This window comes from Anaerotruncus sp. 1XD42-93, from assembly GCF_009917605.1.
GTDB lineage: Bacteria > Bacillota > Clostridia > Oscillospirales > Ruminococcaceae > Anaerotruncus.
The window spans coordinates 1-773 of sequence record NZ_QZEG01000203.1 but is presented as its reverse complement, the minus strand read 5'-3'; the positions used below and the strand labels follow the sequence as shown (position 1 = coordinate 773).

The window sequence follows — 773 nt, the reverse complement described above, 5'->3', positions numbered from 1 at the left end:
CGTCCTCCCCGTCCATCATCAGGTCGGGAATCTGGTAATCGCCCATCTTCTTGTATGCCAGTTCTGCCATTTTCTATGCTCCTTTCTTCACTTTCACGCTTTAATGTGCTAAATTCTTCCTTGACCTTAGTATAACCGATCACCGGTTCTTTTGCAAGGGGTTTTTCAGGATTTTTTTGACGGTTCTGCGCTTTTTCTTTCTCTGCCTGCCGGATGCCCTTTTTCACTTCCAGCAGCATATTCATGGACACTTCGCTGGCGGCGCTGCCTAAGTGGTGGAGGACGGCGGGGGTGGAAAATTCACTGATGCCGTCAAAATCTTCATCGTCCAGATAGTCGGCGGCGTTTAGGCCGCAGCGGGTGAGAAGCGTGTACTGGACGCTGGCCGTCAGGAGGTTGCGGAAACGCACTTCCAGGTTAAGGTCGTCCAGTTCCTCCAAAAGACTGCCCTGGGTGTCATAGGCAAGGTCGGCCAGAAGTTCGGGGTACACTTCCTCTACCGCGTGTTTTGCCTGCTCCATCAGCGCCTGCCCGATGTCCTGGCTTTCCATTTCTCCGTACCGCTTCACGAGCGTATCCAGGACGGCGGCGTGGTGTTCGTCTTTCAGTTCCCACAGATAGGGCATCCTCGCGCCCCGCACCGGGCGGGTGTCCGCCACATCGAAAACATAGGTCAGGCGCGGGCGGATGCCGTCCTTATTGATGAGCGCAATGCCCTTGGAGCCGGCCTTGACCCAGCGGCGCATATCCTCATTCCACAGTTCCATGCTGGC

At 55.6% G+C, this 773-nt stretch carries 1 pseudogene; it reads right to left on the bottom strand.

From position 1 onward, the window contains the following. Positions 1-773: pseudogene (locus D5269_RS18025) on the bottom strand (adenine methyltransferase); the annotation flags it as partial.